General features: G+C 66.3%; 17 protein-coding genes. 7 read left to right on the top strand and 10 right to left on the bottom strand.

Annotation, left to right across the window (positions count from 1 at the left end; translation table 11 throughout):
* Positions 1-2: 2 nt before the first annotated feature.
* The 3 genes from VSR71_RS05890 to VSR71_RS05880 are packed head-to-tail and all read right to left on the bottom strand — an operon-like array spanning position 3 to position 3,573.
* Positions 3-1,451: an N-acyl-D-amino-acid deacylase family protein gene (locus tag VSR71_RS05890; RefSeq protein WP_428979353.1), complete on the bottom strand. Its 1,449-nt coding sequence runs from the start codon at positions 1,449-1,451 to the stop codon at positions 3-5.
* A gap of 26 nt (positions 1,452-1,477) precedes the next feature.
* Positions 1,478-2,560, bottom strand: a complete 1,083-nt coding sequence (locus VSR71_RS05885; RefSeq protein ID WP_342912972.1) for an asparaginase — start codon at positions 2,558-2,560, stop codon at positions 1,478-1,480.
* A gap of 29 nt (positions 2,561-2,589) precedes the next feature.
* Positions 2,590-3,573 carry a tripartite tricarboxylate transporter substrate binding protein gene (locus VSR71_RS05880; protein ID WP_342912971.1) on the bottom strand — a complete coding sequence of 328 codons (984 nt, stop codon included), beginning with the start codon at positions 3,571-3,573 and terminating at the stop codon, positions 2,590-2,592.
* Between the two features lie 177 nt (positions 3,574-3,750).
* Here VSR71_RS05880 and VSR71_RS05875 point away from each other — a divergent pair, with 177 nt between their 5' ends.
* The 5 genes from VSR71_RS05875 (at position 3,751) to VSR71_RS05855 (ending at position 11,857) form a co-directional block, all read left to right on the top strand.
* Positions 3,751-4,650 (top strand): LysR substrate-binding domain-containing protein, encoded by a 900-nt coding sequence (locus tag VSR71_RS05875; protein WP_342912970.1) that lies wholly within the window; start codon positions 3,751-3,753, stop codon positions 4,648-4,650.
* Between the two features lie 410 nt (positions 4,651-5,060).
* Positions 5,061-6,458: a hypothetical protein gene (locus VSR71_RS05870; protein ID WP_342912969.1), complete on the top strand. Its 1,398-nt coding sequence runs from the start codon at positions 5,061-5,063 to the stop codon at positions 6,456-6,458.
* A 24-nt stretch (positions 6,459-6,482) separates the two neighbouring features.
* Complete coding sequence (locus VSR71_RS05865) at positions 6,483-7,067, top strand: hydrolase (RefSeq protein ID WP_342912968.1); 585 nt, start codon at positions 6,483-6,485, stop codon at positions 7,065-7,067.
* Positions 7,068-7,158: 91 nt separating this feature from the next.
* The gene (locus VSR71_RS05860) at positions 7,159-10,614 is read left to right on the top strand and encodes an adenylate/guanylate cyclase domain-containing protein (RefSeq protein WP_342912967.1); all 3,456 of its coding nucleotides are present in this window, start codon (positions 7,159-7,161) and stop codon (positions 10,612-10,614) included.
* A 4-nt stretch (positions 10,615-10,618) separates the two neighbouring features.
* On the top strand, positions 10,619-11,857 hold the full coding sequence (locus tag VSR71_RS05855; RefSeq protein ID WP_342912966.1) for a polysaccharide pyruvyl transferase family protein: 1,239 nt from the start codon (positions 10,619-10,621) through the stop codon (positions 11,855-11,857).
* 75 nt (positions 11,858-11,932) lie between these two features.
* On the opposite strand, the gene VSR71_RS05850 is transcribed toward VSR71_RS05855, so the two are convergent.
* Positions 11,933-12,643, bottom strand: a complete 711-nt coding sequence (locus VSR71_RS05850) for an SDR family oxidoreductase (protein ID WP_342912965.1) — start codon at positions 12,641-12,643, stop codon at positions 11,933-11,935.
* A gap of 287 nt (positions 12,644-12,930) precedes the next feature.
* Here VSR71_RS05850 and VSR71_RS05845 point away from each other — a divergent pair, with 287 nt between their 5' ends.
* Positions 12,931-13,842, top strand: coding sequence for a LysR family transcriptional regulator (locus VSR71_RS05845; protein WP_135702739.1), 912 nt, complete (start codon positions 12,931-12,933; stop codon positions 13,840-13,842).
* 27 nt (positions 13,843-13,869) lie between these two features.
* Here VSR71_RS05845 and VSR71_RS05840 read toward each other — a convergent pair whose 3' ends face one another.
* Both VSR71_RS05840 and VSR71_RS05835 read right to left on the bottom strand, forming a co-directional pair.
* Positions 13,870-14,334 (bottom strand): RidA family protein, encoded by a 465-nt coding sequence (locus VSR71_RS05840; protein WP_342912964.1) that lies wholly within the window; start codon positions 14,332-14,334, stop codon positions 13,870-13,872.
* 292 nt (positions 14,335-14,626) lie between these two features.
* Positions 14,627-16,654 carry a kelch motif-containing protein gene (locus VSR71_RS05835; RefSeq protein ID WP_342912963.1) on the bottom strand — a complete coding sequence of 676 codons (2,028 nt, stop codon included), beginning with the start codon at positions 16,652-16,654 and terminating at the stop codon, positions 14,627-14,629.
* A gap of 706 nt (positions 16,655-17,360) precedes the next feature.
* Here VSR71_RS05835 and VSR71_RS05830 point away from each other — a divergent pair.
* Entirely contained in the window at positions 17,361-17,993 is a 633-nt protein-coding gene (locus VSR71_RS05830) for a TVP38/TMEM64 family protein (protein ID WP_342912962.1), read from the top strand.
* A gap of 80 nt (positions 17,994-18,073) precedes the next feature.
* Here VSR71_RS05830 and VSR71_RS05825 read toward each other — a convergent pair whose 3' ends face one another.
* The 4 genes from VSR71_RS05825 to VSR71_RS05810 form a co-directional block, all read right to left on the bottom strand.
* Complete coding sequence (locus VSR71_RS05825) at positions 18,074-18,790, bottom strand: DUF899 family protein (RefSeq protein ID WP_342912961.1); 717 nt, start codon at positions 18,788-18,790, stop codon at positions 18,074-18,076.
* A gap of 99 nt (positions 18,791-18,889) precedes the next feature.
* Positions 18,890-19,450, bottom strand: a complete 561-nt coding sequence (locus tag VSR71_RS05820; protein ID WP_342912960.1) for a TetR/AcrR family transcriptional regulator — start codon at positions 19,448-19,450, stop codon at positions 18,890-18,892.
* A complete protein-coding gene (locus VSR71_RS05815) occupies positions 19,447-19,998 on the bottom strand; it encodes a dihydrofolate reductase family protein (protein ID WP_342912959.1) in 552 nt (183 codons plus the stop codon). The genes VSR71_RS05820 and VSR71_RS05815 overlap by 4 nt, the downstream gene beginning before the upstream one ends.
* Positions 19,999-20,156: 158 nt before the next feature.
* Positions 20,157-21,641 carry a PLP-dependent aminotransferase family protein gene (locus VSR71_RS05810; RefSeq protein ID WP_342912958.1) on the bottom strand — a complete coding sequence of 495 codons (1,485 nt, stop codon included), beginning with the start codon at positions 21,639-21,641 and terminating at the stop codon, positions 20,157-20,159.
* Between the last annotated feature and the right edge of the window lie 39 nt (positions 21,642-21,680).

Below are 21,680 nucleotides of genomic sequence, written 5' to 3'. Positions count from 1 at the left end.
GCTCAATCCGATCGACCATGCCGCAGCACCCTGCCGGCGTGCGCATCGACCGTCCCGCCGTCCCGGCAGGCCAGCCTGCCATTGACGAACACCGCGAGAATGCCGGTACTGACCGCAGTCGGGTTCTCGTAAGTCGCCGCGCCGCTGACGGTCTCTTCATCGAATACGACTATGTCGGCATGCGCGTCCTCAGCGAGCACGCCCCGCCCTGCCAGGCCAAAGCGCCTTGCGCTCAGACCGGTCATCTTGTGGACCGCCAGTTCCAGCGAAAAGATGCGCCTTTCGCGCACATAGTGCCCCAGCACCCTGGGAAACGTGCCCCACAGACGCGGGTGCGGGCTCACGTCATGCGCCAGCCCGTCGGACCCGACCATGGTCAGCGGATGCTGCAGGATGCGGCTGACGTCGTCCTCGCTCATGGCAAAGTAGATCGCGCCGGCCGGCTGCAGCGTTTGCGCCAGCTCTTCGGGCGTCACGCCGCGCTCGCGCGCCAGGGCAAACAATGAGCGCCCGGCCGCGCCTGGATCCGCCTTCGACCAGGTTACCCGCACATCGTCCGACTGCGCCACGCGTCCGGGCAGCAGCATGGTGGACGAGGCATTGTAGGGATAGCAGTCCAGGCAAACCGGCTGGCTGCGGGATGCGTCTTCGATCAGCGCCAGCGTCTCCACCGAACGCCCATGGTTGGCCTTGCCGACCAGCTTGTGGTGCGACAGCACGGTGTCGATACCAAGGGCGCGTCCGATCAGCAGCGCCTCGCGCAGGGCGGAGTCGATGGCATCGCCCTCGTCGCGGATATGCATGGTGATGATGCCCCTGGCATTCGTCAGCGGCGCACCCACCGCGATGACCTCGTCAGTGCTGGCGGCCTGTGCCGGCGGGTAATAGAGCCCGGTAGACATACCGATGGCGCCGGCCTCCAGCGCCATGGACAGGTCCAGGGCCATCAACCTCTCTTCATCCGCGCTCGCGGCGCGGTCCAGACGGTCCATGCGCCGCACGCGCAGCGTCGTGTGGCCCACCAGGCAGGCGGCATTCACCGCCGGGCCGGACTGCTCCAGCGCGTCCAGGTAAGCGCCGAAGCGGCCGTAGCGCCAGGCGTCGGCTCCCAGCAGATCGAGGGGCGCCGGCGGCGCGGCCACGGCCTGCAGCGGAGCCAGGCTGATGCCGCAATTGCCTGTGATGACCGTCGTCACGCCTTGCGACAGCTTGGGATGCGCGCCGGCTGGGGCATCGAGCAACAGGCGGTCGTCATGCGTATGGACATCGATGAAGCCGGGGGCAACGATGCGGCCCCGCGCATCGAAGCGCTCTCTGGCAGGTACACCCGAAAGGTTTCCGAGCCCGGCGATGCGGCCCTGGCCAATGCCGACATCCGCCTGCCGGCGCGGTGCGCCGGTGCCGTCGATCACCGTGCCGCCTTCGATGATAAGATCTAGCATGGTGTTCATTCACTCGTCTCGCTTGTCATTGGCATTCATTGCTGCGCGAAGAAGTCGGAGATCTGCCTGATATCCTTTGTCCTGGTCAATGCCAGCATCAGCAGGATCCGCGCCTTGGCCGCCGTCAGCGCGCCGGCCGCCATGCTTCCCGAAACCTTCGGCGTCACGATGCCGCTCACCACGCGCGAGCCACGCACGATCGGGATACCCTTGCCGCCGAACTCACGGATCAGTGCTTCGTGATCCGGGCTGGCATTGCCGTTGCCGGTGAAGCCGATGACCACCCCCTGCGCGCCCTCGTTCACCGCGTCGCGCACCAGTTGCATCTCCTGCCCCTGGTAGCGGTACACCAGCTCGACATGCGGAAGTCTGGTGACACCCGAGACGTCGAAGTACAACTCGCCCTTGGCGCGCGCCGGCTCGTAGTAGTAGATCACCCGCTCCCCCGCCACGGCACCGAGGTAGCCTTGCTCGACGGAGCCCATGGCATCGACATTGAGCGTGTTCATCTTGGTGACGTACCGCGCCGCACTGATGCGGTCGTTCATCACCACCATGACGCCACGGTCGCGCGAAGCCGGGTCGGCGGCCACCATGACGGCATCGAGAAGGTTCACCGGCCCGTCCGCGCCGAGCGACGTCGCGGGGCGCATCGAACCGGTCACGACGATGGGCTTGCTGGACCGCGTGGCCAGGCTCAGGAAATAGGCGGTTTCCTCCATCGTGTCGGTGCCGTGCGTGACCACGACACCGGCGACGTCCGGCTCCGCCAGCACCGCGTTGACCCGCTTCGCCAGGTTGAGGATGTTCTCGCTGGTGATGACGTTGCTGCCGACATTGACGATCTGCTCGGCCCGCACGTTGGCGTAGTTGTGGATCTGGGGCACTGCCTTCAGCAGGCTGTCGACGCCAGCCAGCGGGCCGCTGTAGTTGGCCATGTCGGTGGGCGAGCGTGTCGAACTCACAATGGTGCCGCCTGTGGCAAGGATGACCACGCCGGGCCTGGGCGCGGCGCCGGCCGGCTGCGGCGATTCCTTTGCCGGCTGGGCGGCGGCGGGAAGAATGAACATGTTTGTCACGGCGAACCACGCCAGCAGTGCGCGAAATGAGGTCTTCATGATTTCCAGTCGGTTGGGAGGTTCGATGCTCAGTCCACTTGCGCGCCGGAGCGCTGCACTACGCTGGCCCAGAGCGGGGTTTCGCGCGCGACACGTTCGGTAAGCCGCTCGGGCGCGCCGGTCAGCGTCTCGAATCCGATGGCGGCATACCTGTCACGGACTGACGGCTTCGCCAGCACGGTGTTGATGACGCTGTTCAGCTGCGCAACGATCGCCCTTGGCGTTTGGGCGGGTGCGACAATGCCGCCCCAGGCCACGATGTCGTAGCCCGGCACGCCTGACTCGGCGATCGTCGGCGTCTCCGGAAACAGGCGGCTGCGTTGCGCGCCAGTCACGGCCAGCACCGTGAGGCGCCCTGCCTTGATATGCGGCGAGATTGAACTGAGGTTGTCGAACATCAGGTCCACCTGGCCGCCCATCAGGTCCTGGATCGCTTGCGGGCTGCCGCGATACGGCACATGGGTCATCGAGGTGCCGGTCATGGCCTTGAACAGTTCCCCGCCCAGGTGTCCGGTCGTACCGTTGCCGGCGGAGCCCATGGTGAGCACGCCCGGCTTCGACTTCGCCAGTGCGATGAGTCCCTTGACATTGCTCACGCCAAGATCCTTGCGCACCACCAGCGCGTTCTGGACATAGCCGAGCAGCGCGACCGGCACGAGCTGCCGGTCCGGGTCATAGGGCAGCTTCCTGAACAGCGCCTTGTTGATGGCCAGCGTGCCCACGTTGCCATAGCCAATGGTGTAGCCGTCCGGCGCGGCATTGACCAGGTCGACCATGCCCACGTTGCCCGCGCCGCCAGGCTTGTTGTCCACGATGAAAGACTGGCCCAGTGAAACGGACAGTTCTTCCGTCAGCAGACGGCAAATGGCATCGGGCGATCCGCCCGCCGCCGACGGCAGCACCAGCCTGACCGGGCGACCGGGCCAGCCGGCGGCACGCGGCAGCCCGGATATGCCAAGGGATGCCGCCGCGATGCCGAGCTTCAGCACCTCGCGGCGGGTTAGTTGTCTCATGTGCATCGACTCACCTCTCCTCGTTGGAATCACTGGGTGTGTTCAGCCGGATGGTAGAAGGGGCGTAGAGGTTGGACAAACCACATTTACTGCGGGCGGCATGAGAAATCCTCATGGTCGGTCAGGTAATTCCCCTGTATCCTGCGCTTCCATCACGACTTTGCCTCCGCTTTCCTCATGAACCTTCACGTACGCGCTCCGTCGACGATGTCGCTGCTGTGCCTGGAGGCCAGTGCGCGCCTGCATTCCTTCACGGCGGCCGCGAAGGAGCTGCAGCTGACGCAGGGAGCCGTGAGCCGGCAGATCCAGACGCTGGAAGACCGGCTCGGCGTGAGGCTCTTCACGCGCACGCGGGAAGCGCTGGTCTTGACGGATGCCGGGCGCTACTACCTGGGGGAGATCGGGCCGCTGCTGCAGAAGCTCGAGCGTGCCACCGCCAACGTGATGGCGCTCAAGGGCCGGGGGGGTGCCCTTTCGTTGTCGGTCGGGGCCTCGGTGGGCACGTATTGGCTGATTCCGCGTTTGCCCGCCTTTACGCGGGCGCATGGCGAAATCACGCTCAACCTCGGAACGCGCGTGGGCCCGGTCGATTTCCGCACCACGGCTGTCGACGCCTCCCTGGAATTCGGCGATGGCCAGCGCGCGGGCCTGCACAACGAGTTTGTCTTGCCGCTGATGCTTTCGCCTTATGCCGCGCCGGCGTGGATCGCCAGCAACGGCAAGGCGGTCGACGCCGATACGCCCCGCGCGTCACTGATCCACCATCAGACCTTGCCCGATGCATGGGACGAGTGGTTCCGGCTGGATGGCATCGCCGGCGAAGCCGGCCGGGAAGGCCCCCGCTATGAAATCATGTCGATGGCGCTGAATGCCGCCGTGGCCGGCATGGGCGTGGCGCTGCTGCCGCCGTACATGGCGGACGACATGGTGGCACTGGGGCGGCTGAGGCGCCTGTCGCGCCGCAAATGGCGCTATGCCAAAGGCTATTACCTGGTCTATCCGGAAGACTCCGCGGCGCTGCAATCGCTGCAGGTGTTCAGGGAGTGGCTGCAGGAACAGGCATCGGAGAGCGCCTAGGCTGCCCGTTCCGCGGCGTTGCCGGCTTGAGATGCCAGGTCTATCCCCGCCACTGTGGCCGACGCTTTTCCACGAACGCCGCAATCCCTCCTTCGCGTCGTCGATCGCGGCCGCCCTTGCCCCGTTCGGGCTATGGGGCACGCGTCACATTTCTCATCGTGAAAGCGTCGCTTGCTGGCCATTGCGGGGATCCATCACCGTCGCCTATCCTGTCCTAACCGGCAGAGCGAACCTGTTAGGAACAAGACGTACCTGAACAAGGCCGGACAATAACAAGGGGAAATTCCCCAAATGCGGGCTGATGCGAGAGGCATGCGCCGTCCGCGCGATCGGCTTGGCTGGAATCACGGGGTGAAACCATCGCACGCGGTGCCGTACCGGCCGTGGGCGGGACACTCCGTTGACAAAACATGGCCGATGCATTCCTGTTCAGCAAGCCTTTCACGTTTCTCGCCTGTCCCGGCATGTCGGAAGTCAGGGCCGGCGTGGATGCTCTTGAATCCCTGCCCGGACATATGTTCTGGCTCGAGAATGAGGACTTCATACGCCGCGTCCACGTGCCCGGCTTCCTCGCGCAGAGCCGTGCCGCGCTCGAGGCGGTGATGCCCGGCGGGGCCGCGCTGGTCGACGCGAAGGCCGACGAGATCCGGCGCAGCACGCATCTCGTCCCGGCCCTGCAGCGGCTCAGCCCGGAAGCGGCCGCCGCCGCCCACTCGTACTGCTACTGGCGCTATTGCGCCGACGTACTCGGACGCTCGCAAGGCATTCCGCGCAGCGCGATCGAGCGCCAGTTCGACCGCGCGGTCGCGCCGCGCGACGGTGCGCACAAGCTGGAATGGATCTGCCCATGCTGCGATGGCCAGGCGCACTACCAGGTCGACGGACTGCTCGCGTCGCAACGCGCGGCACGGCAGGGCGGCTTTTCGGTGGAATGCCCGCATTGCGGGCATCGGGAGAGTTTGTATGCCGGCTTCCTGCACGCCGGCCGGCTGGAGTGTGGCTGCAGCGTCTGCACCGGCTTCATCCAGACCCTGGCAGGCCAGCTTGCCAGGCCCGCGCGCAAGCTGGCGGGCGGGCTGGAAGCGTTCGCCTGGAAGCATGCCGTCGATACCGTCGCCGAGATCCACGAACTGAAGGAGTCCGCCTTGCAGCGGCTGGCACGCGGCGACACGCCCTCGGACAACGCGCTGGCCTTCGCGCATGCCGTGCAGGCGGACGGCGATCGCCCCCTGCCGGACATCCTTTGCCAGATCGATCCCACGCTCGAAGGCCGGCTCGACAAGAACCCGCGGGTGTGGGCACTGCTGTGCGAGCTGCTGCAGGAAGGCGTGCTTGACTGCCAGTGCACGATCTACGACCAGGACAAGTGCCAGCAGGTCGCGCTGGAGCTTTCCTTGCTTGACGACGACCCGGCCGCGGCCAACCCCGAGGCCCACGATCAGCTCGATACACTGCTGAAGGGCTATGAGCCATCGGCGCGCGACGCCTTCATTGGCTGGCTGCAGGCGCTGAAGCGCTTGCGGCTGTGCGCGGCGCGATTCAATGTCGCCGTCGACGTGGCATGGCGGCCCAGCGTGGAGCATTGCCGCATCCTGACCGCGCGGCGGCAGGACGGCGCGGGCGCGGCCAGCCCCCAAGCCAGCGCGCTGCCGCGCTGGCAGCCAGTGTCGCGCATGCGGCGACCGGACCGGCCGGTTTACCTCGATGCCGAACTGGAAGCGGTGCAGCTGCTGAAGGCGCTCGGGTATATCGTGTTCAGTCCGGAGGATATCCGCTCGCAACAGGACAACCTGGAAGACATTGCGTAACGCGTTTTCTTGCTGAGGCACGATATGACCTCCGCTGAACTGAAACTCGATCCCGCCACGGCGGCGCTCGTACTGATCGACCTGCAATACGGCATCGTCGCCATGGACGTGCAGCCGCAGCCGGCCAGCGAGATCGTCGCCAGGGCGAGGCAACTCGCGGCGGCATTCCGCCGCGCGCAGGCGCCCGTCGTGCTTGTCACCGTTGGCAATGCCCCCGACGGCAAGGATGCGCTGGCGCCTGCGCTCGACACACCCTTTCCTCCGGGCCACCGCGGCCCCGACTGGTCGACCCCGGTTGCCGAGCTGGACGCCCAGCCGTCCGACCTGCGCGTCATGAAGCGCCAGTGGGGAGCCTTCTATGGCACCGACCTGGACCTGCAGTTGCGCCGCCGTGGCATCCGCACCCTGGTGCTGGCCGGAATTTCCACCAACGTCGGTGTGGAGTCGACCGCCCGCGACGCCTTCGAACGTGGCTATGACCAGGTATTCGTGACCGACGCAATGGGCTCGCCGTCCGCGGAAGCGCACGCCAACACGCTGAAATACACTTTTCCCCGGATCGGCCGCCTGCGGACCACCGACGAAGTCATCGCCGCGCTGCGGACCTGACCACGGCCGCTGGCACGTTTCCTGGAGACGCCGCTTGCGATGGAAGGCTTTGGGCACTAATCCTATGAAGGAAGCGTCCCGAGGAGGCCCCATGGCGCAATGCACAAAGTGCGGATGCGATAACCCCGCGGGCGCCAACTTTTGCCAGCAGTGCGGCAGCGCCCTCGCCCGCCGGTGCCGCCGCTGCGGCCAGGCCCTGGCGCCGGCGGCGCGCTTCTGCAGTGCATGCGGCGAACCTTGCGGCGACCAGGCGCCCTCTGCACACGCCGAGCACGCCGAGCCCACCGAGCACGCCGCGCACACCGCGCCGGCCTCTCCGCTCTCGCCCGTGTCTTATACGCCGCCCCACCTGGCCGAGCGCATTCGCAGCGAGCAGGCGGCGCTGGAGGCCCGTGGCGAGGCCGCCGGCGAGCGCAAGACGATCACCGTCCTGTTCGCTGACATGGCTGGCTCGACCGCGCTGATCCACGACCTTGACCCCGAGGACGCCCACCGGCTGATCACGCCGGTGATCGACCTGATGATGGAGGCGGTGCACTACTACGAGGGCTACGTTGCCAAGTCACTGGGAGACGGCATCCTGGCGCTGTTCGGCGCACCGATCGCGCATGAGGACCACCCCCAGCGTGCGCTCTACGCCGCGCTGCGCATGCAGAAGGCGATGCAGCGGCACAGCGACCGGCTCAGGCTGGAGCAAGGCATCTCGCTGCAGATCCGGGTCGGCATCCACACCGGCGAAGTGGTGGTGCGCTCGATCCGCAAGGACGATCTGCACACCGACTACGATCCGGTCGGCCACACCATCCACATCGCGTCGCGGATGGAGACCATGGCGGCGCTCTCGTCGATCTTCGTCAGCGAATCCACACAGCGGCTGGCCGAAGGCTATTTCGCCTTCAAGCCGCTGGGCGTTGCGCAGGTCAAGGGCATTCCCATGCCGCTGGCCGTCTACGAGCTGACCGGCATCGGGCCGCTGCGCACGCGCTTGCAGGTGTCGGCGCATCGGGGCCTGGCGTGCTTCGTCGGGCGCGACCGGGAACTGGAGACGCTGCAGCAGGCGCTGGAGCGGTCCGCGGCGGGACAGGGGCAGATCGTTGCGGTGGTCGGCGAGGCCGGGGTCGGCAAATCGCGGCTGTTCCATGAATTCAAGGCGCGTTCGCCCGGCAGCTGCCTGAAGCTGGAGACGTTCTCGGTATCCCATGGCAAGGCCTTTGCCTACCTCCCGCTGATCGAGCTGGTGAAGAACTATTTCCAGATCGAGGCCCACGACGACGAACGGAAGTCCCGCGAGAAGGTAGCGGGCCGCGTGGTGATGCTCGACCGGGGACTGGAAGACGTGCTGCCGTACCTGTTGCACCTGCTCGGCATCAGCGAGCCCGGCTCGGCGTTGCCGAACATGGATCCGCTGATCCGGCGCCAGCGCACGTTCGAGGCAATCACCAGCCTGCTGGCGCGCGAGAGCCGCAACCAGCCGCTGGTGCTGTTGTTCGAGGACCTGCAATGGCTGGACAGCGAGACCGAAGCCTTCCTGGATGTTCTTGTCGACCGGCTTGCCGACGCCAGGATCCTGCTGCTGCTGAACTACCGGCCCGAGTACCAGCATGGCTGGAGCCATCTGGGCTGCTATACGCCGCTGCGGCTCGACCCGCTGGGCCTGGCGGAAGCCGGGCAACTGCTCACGGCGCTCCTTGGCGACGATCCGGCGCTGGCGGACCTCAAGCGCCTGATCCTGGCCAAGACCGAGGGCAATCCCTTCTTCATGGAAGAAGTGGTGCAGACCTTGTGCGAGGAGAAGGCGCTGCTTGGCGAGCCCGGCCACTACCGCATCGAGAAGACGCCCACGGCGCTGCATATCCCGACGACGGTACAGGGGGTGCTTGCCGCCCGCATCGACCGGCTGTCCCGTGCCGAGAAGGACCTGCTGCAAACCCTGGCCGTGATCGGGAAAGAGTTTTCGCTCAGCCTGATCCAGCGGGTGGTCGCGCAATCCGATGAGCAGTTGCGCCCGCTGCTCGCCCAGCTCGAGTCGGGCGAATTCATCTACGAACGGCCTGCGTTCCCCGACACCGAATACACCTTCAAGCACGCGCTGACCCAGGAAGTGGCCGGCAACAGCCTGCTCTCGGAGCAGCGCACCGCGCTGCACCAGCGCACGGCCCAGGCGATCGAAGCGCTGTTCCAGAACCAGCTGAAGGACCACTACGGCGAACTGGCCCGGCACTACAGCCTCAGCGGCAACGACCCCAAGGCAGTGGAATACCTGCAGTACACGGGGCAGCAGGCGATCCAGCGCTCGGCCTACCACGAGGCGATCAGCCACCTGAATGCCGCGCTGGAATTGCTCGCCCGCCAGCCGGATACCCCGGAACGCGCACACCAGGAGCTCGCGCTGCGGCTGGCCATCGGGCCGGCGCTGACCGCCGCCCGGGGCTTTGCCGCAGCCGAGGTCGAGACCACCTACAGCCGCGCGCTCGCCCTGTGCGGCCAGGGCGGCCAGGGCGACGACACGCTGCAGCTGTTCCCGACGCTGGTCGGGCTGCGTACCTATTTCTCGCTGCGCGCGGAACACGCGAAGGCCTACCGGCTGGGCAAGCAGCTGCTGCGGCTGGCCGGGCAGACGAACGATCCGGAGCTGTCGGGAGAAGCGCATGTCGCGCTCGGGATGACCGCGTACTACCTGGGCAGGTTCGGCATCGCGCGAGTCCATCTGGGCGATGCCCTCGCGCTCTATGGCGCAGGACCCCATCTCACTCATCTGAACGTCCATGGCGTGGATCCTGAGGTGCGCGCCCTGTCGATGTCAGCGCTCGTGCTCTGGGTGCTTGGCTATCCGGACCAGGCCCTGCAGCGGGCGCAGGACGGGCTTGCGCTGGCGCGGCAGCTGTCCCACCCCTTCAGCCTGGCGCATGCCCTGTGCCAGGCCGCGGAACTGCACCAGTTCCGCGGCGAGCCCCGACTCACGCAGGAACATGCCGACGCCACCATCACGCTGTCGACCGAGCAGGGTTTCCCGCTCTGGCGCGCGTGGACGACCATCCTTCGCGGCTGGGCGCTGGCGGAACAGGGGCAGCAACAGGCAGGCATCGCGCTGATGCATGAAGGGCTGGACGCCTATCATGCGACGGGTGCGGTCCTGGGGAATTCGCACTTCCAGTGCCTGCTGGCACACGCCTACGGACGCCAGGGACAATGGCAGGCGGGGCTGGACGCGCTTGCCATGGCGAAAAACGCGGTGGATCAGACCGGTGAGCACTATTGCGAAGCGGAATGGCACCGTCTCAACGGCGTGTTGCTACGGCAACGCTCGGCTGCCGGGGAGCGGCCTGAAGACGAGGCGCAAGCGCAGGCGTGTTTCCACAAGGCGATCGAAGTGGCCCGCCACCAGCATGCCAGGTCGCTGGAACTTCGGGCTGCCCTGGATCTGGCGCAGCTATGGCGGCAGCAAGGCAAGGAGCAGGCCGCCATCCAGCTGCTGGCGGGCGTCCGGGCCGGGTTGACGGAAGGCCTCGACAGCACGGACATGCAGGACGTGCCCGCGTATCGTTGATGCCATGCAAGCGTCCGGATTGCAGCAGCAGCCAGGCGCAGCGACCTTCACGATCCTGTTCGGGGCCTTCGACCGCCACAACTTCGGCGACCTGCTGCTTGCACATGTGGTGCGGCGCATGATCGGCCAGCGCAGCCCCGCTGACCAGCTCCGTTACGGCGGTCTTGCCGAGCGCGACCTGAGGCGCCATGGCGGCCATCGGGTCCACGCGCTGGCGCGGCTGTCCGCCACCGTGGGCGACGCCGCCGTCGATGTCATCCACGTGGGCGGCGAAATCCTGACGTGCTCGCTGTGGGAAGCCGCCGTGATGCTGCTGCCTCCCGCGCAGGCCGGCGCAGTGGTGGCGCGGCTCGACAGCCGGCCGCGCGAGCGCGCGGCGTGGGCGCAGCAGCAACTGGGCGTGCCGGACCTTGTTCCCTACCTGTTGCCTGCCGGCCTGTTTGCCAATGTCAGGCGTGTGATCGTCAACGCCGCCGGGGGCATCGGGCTTGGATCGGTCGAGCCCGGCATGCGGGCCGAGGTGGTGGCCAAGCTCGGTGCCGCTACCAGCGTCGGCGTAAGAGACCGGCAAACCCGGTCCGTGCTCGCCGACAATGGCATCGACTGCCGCCTGGAGCCGGATCCGGCGATGCTGGTGGCCGAGCTGTTCGGCGATCGCATCCGCCGGCGCGCCGGCCACGGCGAATGCGCCCGTATCGGGTCGGCTTTCCCGGGCGGATACCTGGCGGTGCAGTGCAGCGCCGATTTTGGCGACGACGCCACCCTGTCGGAGCTGGCGTCCCAACTCGAATGCGTCGCCCGGGACAGGCACCTCGGCGTGGTGCTGTTCCGCGCCGGCGCCGCGCCATGGCATGACGACCTGGCTTGCTACCGGCGCCTTGCCGCGCGCTTGCGCGGCGCGCCCGTCGCGATCTTTGGCTCGCTTGACCTGTGGGACATCTGCGCGTTGATCGCGCACAGCCAGGGCTTCATCGGCAGCAGCCTGCACGGCGGCATTGTCGCGGGCGCCTTTGCCTTGCCGAGGCTGGGCCTGCTGCGGCCCGGCCAAGCGCCCGGCGCCAGCAAGCAGGTTGCGTTCGCCGCGGCCTGGGACACGGCCGGCGCGCCAGCGGCCGTCCCCGTAGAGACGCTTGCCGCGGGCATGGACACGGTGTTGGCAATCCGGCCTGCACAGCGCCGGGACTTGGCGCGCGCATGGGCCGCCGCATGCCGGGCTGCATTCAGGCTGGTCCAGGCGCGCTGACCGCGCCGGCCCAACGCAAGACGGCGCGACAGGGCATCTGCCCCATCGCGCCGTCGACCCTTGCGGGCAGAAGACTCAGTGCCCGGCGCTCTGGCCGCCGTCGACATGCAGGATCTCTCCCGTCACGAACGGCGCGCCGTCAAGGTACAGCACGGCATCGACGATATCGCGCATTTCCCCCATATGCCCCACCGGATGCAGCGCGCCCAGCGCCTCATGCGTTTCCGGCGCATGCATCGGCGACTTGATGATGCCGGGCGACACCGCGTTGGCGCGGATGCCGGTCTTCGCATACTCGATCGCCAGCGACTTCGTCGCCGCGTTCAGCCCGCCCTTGGTCAGCGAGGCCAGCACCGATGGCACGCCGCTGATCGCATGGTCGACCAGGCTGGTCGTGATGCTGACCACATGGCCGCTGCGCTGCTTCTCCATTTCGGCAATGGCCAGCTGCGTGATATGGAAGAAGCCCGTCAGGTTGATGCCCGTGACGTTGGCATAGTCCTCGTCGGTATAGCTGGTGAACGGCTTGGCGACGAAGATCCCGGCATTGTTGACCAGCGTATCGACGCGGCCGAACCTTGCCACGGCCTCCGCGATGACGCGGCGCGCGGTGGACGGGTCGGCGATATCGCCGGCGACCGCCAGGATGTCCTGGTCGTCGGACGGCTTGATGCTGCGGGCGGTGGCGACCACGCGGTGTCCGCGTTCGCGGAATGCCTTGACCAGTTCCGCGCCGATGCCTTGCGATGCGCCGGTGATGACGACAACCTTCTGTGCTGCACTCATTCTGTAACCTCGATGTCAGTTGATTCGGCTTTCGGGCCGATCGGGCCGACGGCTCCGATGGGCTCAAATCTAGGAGAACCGTCCCGTGATTCGAAGACCTCCACGGAACAAACAGTTGTGCTCGCGCGGAACAAATGGCGCCGGAAGCACCGTTGCCGAAGCGGCGAGACATCGACTTCCGGCCGCTTTTCCGCCCGCGAGACGGCCGCCATCGACTTCTGGCAAAGGCGCACATATGATGGCGACACCGCTTCCCGCCACCCGCATGCGCCGCCTGACCCGACCCGATGAAACGGCAATTCGATGATCTCCAGCTTGGCAGCATCGAGCTGTTTTGCCTGGCTGCCGAACTGGGCAGCTTCACTGCCGCCGCGGTCGCGGCCGGCGTGACGCCGCCGGCGGTCAGCCGCACCGTGCAGCGGCTGGAAGAACGGCTGGGGGTACGCCTGTTCGTGCGCACCACGCGGCAGATCCGCCTGACCGATGAAGGACGGCTGTATTTCGAGCAAAGCCGGGGTGCGCTGGCGCAGCTGCTGGATGCGGAGCGGCAGGTCAGCGGCCAGCGCGCGGCGCCCGCGGGCCGGCTGCGGATCAGCTTGCCGACGCCTTATGCCCACTACCGCGTGCTGCCGGTCCTGCCGGCGTTCCGGGCGCAATACCCGGAAGTCGAGGTCGACGTGCATATCAGCAACCGCAACGTCGATTTCGCTGACGACACCTATGACCTGTCGGTGCGCGGCCGCGCGCCGGACGATTCGAACCTGATTGCGCGCAAGCTGGAGGATGCCGAGCTGGTGGTCGTGGCCACGCCCGCCTACCTGCAGCGCGCCGGCACGCCCAGGTCACTGGAAGACCTGCTCAGGCACGAATGCATCCAGTTCGAACGCCCCAGCAGCGGCCGGCGCATTCCCTGGACCTTCCGCGTCAATGGCGAAGACACCGATATCGTCACCACCGGCGGGTATGCGGCGACCGAAGATATCCTCGGCGGAGCCACGCTGGTGCGCGCCGGGGCGGGCCTGTTCCAGACCTATCGCTTCGTGGTGGAACAAGACCTGCGCGACGGCACGCTGGTGGAAGTCTTGCAGGAATTCAGCGGCAGCACGCGGCCGTTCGTGCTGCTTTACCCGTCGGCCCGGCACGTGACGCGCCGCGTGCGGGTCTTCGTCGACTTCCTGGTCGAGAAATTTTCCGCGTAAATTTCCACCTCGGCGGGCGCGCCGCGCTCATGCAGGCTTGACCTGCGCAATGACCACGAGAATCACCGCTGCATTGGCGGGCTGCTGGAAGTGCGAGGAAATGGTCCGTGCATGGCCGGCCTTGTCTCCCAGCACGTCGCGGAACAGGTCGGACGCGCCGTCGAGAACCGCAGGCTGGTCGAACCAGCCCGGCGCACCGGCAATATGGCCGTCGACGCGGACGATATGGTCCAGGCGCCCGAAGCCACCCAGGTGGGCATCGATCTGCGCCAGCACGTTGAGCGCAGCGAGTTCGGCGGCAAGCTTGCCCTGCTCGACCGTCAGGTCCTTGCCGATCTGGCCTTGCCAGGCCACCTTGCCGTCCTGCAACGGCAACTGGCCGGAGATGAAAAGCAGGTCTCCCGCCTGGCTGACGGCGGTATAGCTTCCCAGCGGTTGCGGGGGCCGCGGCAACGCCAGGCCGCGCGCCGAAAGTCGTTCATGAACGGACATCGTGTGCTCCAGTCAGGTCGGGTGTGCTGTCAACGGGCGGGAGTGCGTGCGGCTGGCCTGGCTTGCGCCAGCGCAGTCTTCGGCTTCCTCCTGTCAGGCTCACTTTAGGTGCGGGTTGTCCGGAGATACAGGCACTGGCAGGAACAGGAATAGAAACGCCACGGAACAAATCCGCCGGGCCCTGGCCCTGGCTCGTCAGGTTCCATGGGTGTGCAGCAGCGCAATCAGGCCCGTCCGGCCGCTTCGCGAACGAAGGGTCCGGGCGGGCTCGGTGGGCGACCTCTGACAGTGTCTAATCGTTCGCAGGTTCACCCTTGGACTTCAGCAACACATGCCGCCCTTCGCTGACGGTCCCGTTCTTGCCAACGGCGTAGAGCACGTAGTCGCCGGCAATCGCAAGCCCTGGAAGCGGCGGAGCGGTGACGTCCAGTTTGCCGTCGTTGTGAACCCGGACCGGCAGCTTCACGTAACGGTTTCCCCAGGTCCAGTTGTGCGTGATCGGACCGGTCCGGACCAGCGTCACCGACTCGACCTCGGCGCCGGAGACGTCAAGCTTGAAGCTGCTCCCATAGTGGATGCTGTTCGGGCTCTTGGTGATGACCGGCTTCGCGCCCTTGAAGAAATACGGGGGCTTGTAGAACTCGATGACCGGTACGGCGGCATCACGCTGCGCCTGCGTCTGCGGTGATCCGGGTATCAGGTTGACCCGGTTGCCTCCCATCACCCATACACCGCCATTTGGCATCAGCAGCGCTGTGGAATGGTCATGCCGGGGCACCGGCGAAGTGGCCACGTCGGTCCTGCTGCCGTCGGCCGGATTGAACAACTGATAGACAAGGCTGTTCACGCCGTCATCGGCACCACCAACGACCAGCAGTTTCCCGTCCGGCAGCGCGACCACATTATTCTGCGAGACCGGCAGGGCCAGGTTGGCGAGGGACTTCCACTTTGGCGCGGCACTGGAGAAATTGATGGTTTCCGCAACGGCTGAACCCGGTGTGTTGCCACCATTCGATCCGCCGAACAGGAACACATCCTGCGACCACGTGCCATCCGCGTTGATCGTCACCATGATGGCCCCGGCGCCACTATCGTGGGCATTCTGCGCCGTGTCCACATATTGCCAATGGTTTTGCGCCGGCGTGGCGATCAGCGGATCGGCCAGCGCGGCCTGGACATCGAACAGGTAGGTCTTGCCGCTGTAGAAGAACGGGTCATATCCGCGGATACTGAGCCCGCCCGGTTCCCCAGGCAGGGGCGGCACGACTTCGGATGTCACCGCGACCTTCCAGTCCTTCTCGCCAGGGCCGGTCTGGACCACGAAGGCGCGCGGATACATTGGCAGCAGCTTGCGCGCGCTCTCGAGCGCAACCGTCGTGTCCGTCTTGGGGTCGTACACCTCCGGCACCGCCTGCCGCACCTTGGTGGCGCTCGCATTGGCCGACCCTACGCTGGTATCCTGGTCCGAACCGGACAGGACCAGGATCTTCCCGTCGGGCAGGGTCACGGCGGTCGGGTACCACCGTTGGTACTTCAGGTCCGAGGAAATCGGCGGGTCGGTGTTGTCCTCATTGAGCGGATCGCAATGTGACAGGACGCCGGTCGGGTCCGATTCAAAGCCTGACCTGACGCAGGGCGTAGGCCTGTATACCCATTGCTCGGTCTTGGGGTCGAATATGTTGACTTTCCTGCCGCCATTGTTGCCGCCCTTGTCATGCAGCCCGACGACGTAGATGCGGCCATCGATGCCGGCCACGTGGCCATTGCAGAACAGGTTATAGCCCAGTCCCCTGGAGAAGCCGGCGTCCGAAAAGAACGGGTCGGTATAGCTGATGTCCGCGCTGGTCAGGTCGGCAATAGCAGTCTTGGTGAATACGCCGGTATCGATCAGGGACTGTAATCCGCAGACATCGACGATCTGCGTGTTTTCGCGCTCAAGGTCGGAGCTGTAGCGCGACCAGCCGCTTTCGTCGAGTTGCCCGAGCCCGAAGCCGCCCTGTACCAGATCTATGTACTTCTGGTTGAATCCAGGGAAGCCACCGCCCTGCACCGGCGGATTGAGATAGTGTTTCGGCTTGTACTCCGATGGCCGCATCCAGATCAGCATCTTCGGACATTCCGCGTATTTCTTGTTCCAAATAAGGGAGGTGTGAATAAAGTCCTTGTGGACCGGAATCAGTCCGCTGTTTACCCCGCATACCGCCGCACCCGCGGCAGGACATGCATCCGCCGCCGAAGCGGTGCCGACCGGCGCGGCGATAAGCCAGAACGAGCATGTGCCTGTCACCGCCAGTGACAGGGCCTTACGACGATTTGCCATACGACCACCTATGAGGCCATCTATTCAGGAATGGAGCCTGGAGGCCTGCAGCCAGCACGGCCCCCCAGCCTCAAGAAGCTGTTTCATGCAAGGTACGCGGTGCCCTCCTTCACTGAGATCTGTGGCGCATTTGGCTATGCCCCTGGACGGGCGGAACATGCCGCAGGGTCGCGAGACCGGGGCGCGCGCGGGGCGATATCCCTGGTCTCGGCCGGCCCCCTCCAATACTTCCTTCGGGCGTTAGCTTCGCTGCCAACTTGGGCGCGCACCGGTGTCGCCGGCGCACGCCCGGCATCTCCCCGGAATATCGAATTGACTTGAATGGCGAAGCGAGATCGGTGCCAACCACGCTAGCTTCTTGATTCTGTTCGGAAATGTCGCGGCGGAAGGATTGCCGGCCAGCGCAGGCCGGAAGGATCGTTTCAGGAAGGAGACAACTACGCGGGAGTTCGCATGTCCCTAGCGGGGCAATGAGCCGTCAACCTCTTGCCGTTTGTGCCGCGAGGCAGGACTCGCGCCGCCAACGGTGGAACGCACGGTGATCCACTGGTGATCCACTGCGCAGCCGCATCGAAACTTCGGCCACGTCGGCGGTTCTAATTTTTTGTATGCCGGGCAAAGTGTCGGCCAAGGTGTCTTCCCAAATTGTCTTCCTAAATTGTCTTCCAAGCGGCGCACCATCTGGTTCTGGGCTGCGGTCGGCACCGTGGCGGTGCTGATCGCCCTGATCGTCCTGTCGCCGCCCGTCAAGAGCTTCGCCGACCAGGCCATCGACTGGGCCCACGCAACAATGGAACAGCATCCCGGGGCGGGCGCGCTGGTCTTCTTCCTGTTCTCGGCCGTATCTGCCATGCTCGCCTTCGCCTCGAGCGTGGTGCTGGTGCCGCCGGCCAGCGCGGTATGGGGCAAGCCCCTCACCGTCCTTTTGCTCTGGGGTGGCTGGGTGCTGGGCGCCGTTGCCGCCTACGGCATCGGCCGGCTCGCCTATCCATTGCTTGCCCGCAGCGGTTACGCGGACAAGCTGGCGAAGTACCAGGACTACGTGTCGCAGCGCATGAAATTCTGGGCCGTGCTGTTGTTCTGTATCGCCGTGCCGTCGGAAATCCCCGGCTATCTCTTCGGCACGATGCGCTACCCCTTCCCGAAGTTCCTCGCCGCCATCGCCATCGCCGAAGCTGGCTATGCGATCGGCATCGTCGTCGCGGGCGAGAGCCTGGCAATCGACCGGCCCCTGCCCTTCTTCATCGCCGTCAGCATCCTGGCGGTCGTCGCGGTGCTGGCGGGCCTGGCGCTGCGTACGGCCAGGAAGCACAAGTCTGGCGGCCTGCGCCGGCGCTGAGGCCGCATGTTGCCTGGTCTGAAGGGGGGCGCTCCGGCTGGGTCGGGCCAGGCGATGAAGAGCAGCTCGCGCGTGGGGCGCTAATAGGCAAGCTTAGGCATGAACTGCCCGCGCCCCTCCGGGGTCATGTCGAGCAGGCCCCAGAGCGCACTGACGGCATCGCCGGAGCGGTGGTCCGTGCCAGGTTCCGATGGCGCCCAGGTAAGATCGCTGCCCCAGAAATGGCGGACCTTGCCATGATCGAGACGGAATACGTTGAATGCGGTATCGTCCCACTCCTCGCCGGGCTTCCCGCCGCGCAACGTCCTTATCTCCTCAGGCAGTTTCGTCGAGTCTCCGAAATAGTCGGCGTCGTAGCTGTTGCCTGCGGTCGAGACGAACTGAAGATGCGCCCACCCCCGCTCGCGCGCCCACGCGACCAGCCGGGCAATGGGCGACTTGGCGACGATATAGAGCGCGGCGCGCTGGCCGACATGCCTGGCCGCGCCGTTGACGCAGTCGAGCAACAGCGTGCACATCGGGCACGGCGTGTCGCGGTCCGGGCCGTACATGAAGCTGTACAGGATCAGGGTGCGATGCGGGCCGAACAGCCCGGACATTGCGACCTGTTCGGGCATGCCGTTGGCGCCGATCCGCTCGAACAGGTAGTCCTGCGGCACCTCGCCGCCTGGAGGCAGGGCCCTGCGTTGGGTTGCGACGGCCTCGATATGCCTTCGCAACGCGATTTCCTCGTCAACCAGTGCGTTTCGCGCCTTGCGGTATTCGGCGCTTTCGTTGGGATAAGTGACGTGCGACATGCTCATCTCCTGCGGTTGCTCCCCGTTAGTCTTGCCAACGCCGGGATCGGTTCTCCGCAGATCGATGCCCCATCGCACTGCACTTGCGCGCGCCTGGCCTCAGCACGCCGCCAAATGATCCAGCAGGCGGGCCAGCGCTTCCCGGTATTGTTTCTTCATCAGCCTGGCCTGTCTCTGGTTTCCCGCAGCGGAGGCCAGTGCCAGCCCACTGCCATGGGCATGGTCGATGAGGATATCCCGCCATGGCAGCGGCTCGGCTGTGATCTCTCCCAGCAGCGTGGTGAGGCGGTCGGTTACGTCGCGGCTCACGCCCGCGAAGGCTAGCGGTTCGGCAAAGATCGCCAGCGTCAGTTGCGGATGCGATCCCACGGCGTCGTGATAGCGGGTCAGGATCCGCTGGATCTCTGCCCGATGGTCCGCTGGCCTGCCCACGCCTTGCAGCACCTTGGCATAGACGCGGTCCGACAGCGCGCGCAGCAAGCCCGCCAGGTCTTCCACATGGTGATAGAGACTCATCGGCGTCACGCCCAGCCTGGCTGCAAGGGCACGCATTGTCAGCCCTTGCCCGCCACCTTCATCCAGCAGCGTCAGCGCGGCATCCAGGATGTCGTCGCGCGTGACGCCCTTGCCTTGCGCCGGACGACCGCGGGGCCGGTTCATTGCTTCACCCGGTCTTTGTTCACCCGGTAGGTGGATTGCACCAGCCCCGACGGGAAGCTGCGGCTGGCGACCAGGGTCAGGTCAATGTCATGCGGCAATTCGCCGAACAGCGTCCTGCCGGATCCGAGCAGGACCGGGACTGTGGTCAGCACCATGTCCGCGACCAGCCCGGAGCGCAGGAAGGCATGGACCAGGCGCCCGCCGTCGACATACACCCGGCGCACCCCTTGCGCCGCCAGCGCTTCCATCGCCTGCCGCGGGGCGAGATCGGAAAAAGAAACCTTTCCCTGCAACGCCTCGGGCACGGCTGCGTCGGCCAGTTGTCCGGACAGCACCAGGACCGGCAACTCATAGGGCCATGTATCGATGGCAAGGATCTTTTCATAGCTGCCTCGGCCCATCACGATCATGTCCTTGTCGGCGATGAAGTCTGCATAGCCGTGATCCTCGGTCGGATCGTCGCGCTGCAGCAGCCAGGAGATGTCTCCGTCCGGGCGGGCGATATAGCCATCGACACTGACGGCGAGAAAGACGTGTGCGGTGATCATTGCATGCCCTTATTTATACGCCGTATATTTTTATCGATGTCAGGCATAAGCGCAAGGCGGTACCCAGGCGCATGGGCCAGGTAGCGTTTTCCGAAGCAACGATTCGGAGAGATCGAAATGGGCGAGCTACGGAATGACAGGGCCCGGCAACATGAAATTCACGCGGCAGTCGCCGCAATGATCGTGCCCAGGATGCGCATGCCTTCCAGGATCTGCGCGGTCGTCAGGCTGGCATAACCCAGCACCAGCCCGGGCGGCCGCGGCCGGTCCTGCGACCGCTGCATGGCAAACAGCGGCGACAACGGATAAACGCCCACGTCCTTCTTGCGCGCGGCAGCCGCCAGCGCCGCTTCGTCCCGCGGGCGCAGCGACGGCAGCCACAGCACCACATGGAGGCCGGCCGCCGTGCCGCTGACCTGCGCATCCGCCGGAAGGAAGCGGGCGATGCCATCCAGCAGCGCCGCACGGCGGCGCTCGTTCTCCCGGCGCATGCGCCGCACATGGCGTTCGTAGGCGCCGCTCTCGATCAGCGAGGCCAGCACGCGCTGCTCCAGCACCGGCGCATGGCGGTCGGCCAGCCGCTTGGCCTGCCTGAACACCGGCACCAGTTCGGCGGGCAGCACCAGGTAGCCGAGCCGCAGCTGCGGCGACAGTGCCTTGGAGAGGGTGCCGACGTAGATCACGCGCCCGTCGGTGTCGATCGACTGCAGCGTGTCGATCGGGCGCTGGCCGTAGCGGAACTCGCCGTCGTAGTCGTCTTCGACGATCCAGGCATCGTGGCGCTGCGCCCATTGCAGCAATTCCATGCGCCGGCCGACGGGCAGCACGCCGCCCAGCGGGAACTGGTGCGATGGCGTCACGTATGCCAGGCGGACACGCTCATCCTGCGGCAGGCGGGCGGTATCCAGGCCGTGCTCGTCAACGGGCGTGGGCAGGCACGTGGCACCGGTCGCCTCGAAGCAGCACCGGGCCATCAGGTAGCCGGGATCTTCAAGGGCGAAGGCATCGCCGGCATCGAGAAGCAGCCGCGCGCACAGGTCGATGGCCTGTTGCGAGCCATTCACCACCACGATCTGCCCGGGTTCGCAGGCAAGCCCGCGGGCTCGTCGCAGATAGCCCTGGAGAGCGCGGCGCAGCGCAGGGTCGCCTTCCGGCGCCGCATAGCAGAGGCCGTCCTGCTGGCGCAGCAGTTCGGCCTGGTATGCGCGCCGCCATGCCAGCGTGGGGAAATCCCGGGACGCCACCGCGCCATAGCGGAAGTCGAAACGAAGCGGTTCCGCGTCGGAGAATGCCGGCATGCCGATGTCTGCCAGCCGGCGTCCGAAGCGGGACAGCGGCAGGCAGGAGGCAAGGCGCGGCGTCCCGGCCGCAGTGGCAGGCGCCGGCGCCGACAGCGCGCTGGCAACCCGCGCCGCGCGCCCCGCCGACGTGACGAGAAAGCCTTCGGCCGCAAGCTGCTCGTAGGCGGCGGTGACCGTGGTGCGGGATACCGCCAGCTCGGCCGCCAGCGCCCGCGTGGACGGTGCGGGCGCGCCCGGCGGCAGCGTGCCGTCCGCGATCTGGCCGCGCAGCAGGTCGTAGATGCGGCGCCCCGCGCCGGTTGCGCCTGCTCGCGTGCCGATCGGCTGCCGAAACTGGTCCATAAAGAATCCTCAGAACTGGACCTTCCGATTGTGCCAGTT

This window comes from Cupriavidus oxalaticus (genome assembly GCF_038900635.1).
Lineage (GTDB): Bacteria > Pseudomonadota > Gammaproteobacteria > Burkholderiales > Burkholderiaceae > Cupriavidus > Cupriavidus oxalaticus_B.
The sequence above is the reverse complement of the archived record's forward strand: the minus strand, read 5'-3'. Positions and strand labels throughout refer to the sequence as shown.

Bases quoted from the DNA above. Each gene is read 5' to 3' on its own strand.
- VSR71_RS05890 (WP_428979353.1), bottom strand. From the start codon at position 1,451: ATGAACACCATGCTAGATCTTATCATCGAAGGCGGCACGGTGATCGAC.
- VSR71_RS05885 (WP_342912972.1), bottom strand. From the start codon at position 2,560: ATGAAGACCTCATTTCGCGCACTGCTGGCGTGGTTCGCCGTGACAAAC.
- VSR71_RS05880 (WP_342912971.1), bottom strand. From the start codon at position 3,573: ATGAGACAACTAACCCGCCGCGAGGTGCTGAAGCTCGGCATCGCGGCG.
- VSR71_RS05875 (WP_342912970.1), top strand. From the start codon at position 3,751: ATGAACCTTCACGTACGCGCTCCGTCGACGATGTCGCTGCTGTGCCTG.
- VSR71_RS05870 (WP_342912969.1), top strand. From the start codon at position 5,061: ATGGCCGATGCATTCCTGTTCAGCAAGCCTTTCACGTTTCTCGCCTGT.
- VSR71_RS05865 (WP_342912968.1), top strand. From the start codon at position 6,483: ATGACCTCCGCTGAACTGAAACTCGATCCCGCCACGGCGGCGCTCGTA.
- VSR71_RS05860 (WP_342912967.1), top strand. From the start codon at position 7,159: ATGGCGCAATGCACAAAGTGCGGATGCGATAACCCCGCGGGCGCCAAC.
- VSR71_RS05855 (WP_342912966.1), top strand. From the start codon at position 10,619: ATGCAAGCGTCCGGATTGCAGCAGCAGCCAGGCGCAGCGACCTTCACG.
- VSR71_RS05850 (WP_342912965.1), bottom strand. From the start codon at position 12,643: ATGAGTGCAGCACAGAAGGTTGTCGTCATCACCGGCGCATCGCAAGGC.
- VSR71_RS05845 (WP_135702739.1), top strand. From the start codon at position 12,931: ATGAAACGGCAATTCGATGATCTCCAGCTTGGCAGCATCGAGCTGTTT.
- VSR71_RS05840 (WP_342912964.1), bottom strand. From the start codon at position 14,334: ATGTCCGTTCATGAACGACTTTCGGCGCGCGGCCTGGCGTTGCCGCGG.
- VSR71_RS05835 (WP_342912963.1), bottom strand. From the start codon at position 16,654: ATGGCAAATCGTCGTAAGGCCCTGTCACTGGCGGTGACAGGCACATGC.
- VSR71_RS05825 (WP_342912961.1), bottom strand. From the start codon at position 18,790: ATGTCGCACGTCACTTATCCCAACGAAAGCGCCGAATACCGCAAGGCG.
- VSR71_RS05820 (WP_342912960.1), bottom strand. From the start codon at position 19,450: ATGAACCGGCCCCGCGGTCGTCCGGCGCAAGGCAAGGGCGTCACGCGC.
- VSR71_RS05815 (WP_342912959.1), bottom strand. From the start codon at position 19,998: ATGATCACCGCACACGTCTTTCTCGCCGTCAGTGTCGATGGCTATATC.
- VSR71_RS05810 (WP_342912958.1), bottom strand. From the start codon at position 21,641: ATGGACCAGTTTCGGCAGCCGATCGGCACGCGAGCAGGCGCAACCGGC.